Source organism: Neisseria sp. P0021.S005, from assembly GCF_051956955.1.
Genome location: NZ_JBQCWY010001010.1, coordinates 1 through 397, shown reverse-complemented (window position 1 = coordinate 397; position 397 = coordinate 1). Strand labels below are relative to the sequence as shown.

General features: G+C 49.9%; 1 pseudogene. It reads left to right on the top strand.

Annotated features, from left to right (window positions below):
• Window positions 1-24: 24 nt before the first annotated feature.
• Window positions 25-273 (top strand): annotated as a pseudogene (locus ACTHUE_RS20630) (FtsX-like permease family protein); the annotation flags it as partial.
• Between the last annotated feature and the right edge of the window lie 124 nt (window positions 274-397).

Below are 397 nucleotides of genomic sequence, written 5' to 3'. Positions count from 1 at the left end.
AGATGGGGATAAGAGACAGGCAACAATATTTTGCAACAGTTCCTGATTGAGGCCGTCTTAATCTGTATCATCGGCGGCCTGTCCGGTGTATTGCTGTCCGCAAGCATCAGTCTGGTGGTCAACTATTTTGTTACCGACTTCCCAATGAGCATTTCCATGACTTCCGTCATCGGCGCAGTCGTCTGCTCCACCGCCATCGGCGTCGCGTTCGGCTTTATGCCTGCCAACAAGGCGTCCAAGCTCAACCCGATTGATGCGCTGGCTCAGGATTGATTATGTTTCAGACGGCCTATTAGTTTAGGGCCGTCTGAAATGCTGTTACCCGAAAGATTTTTTATGAAGACGAAACCTTTTTCCCAAGCAGCCTTATCATTGGCTGTTGCCCTTGCCCTAAGTG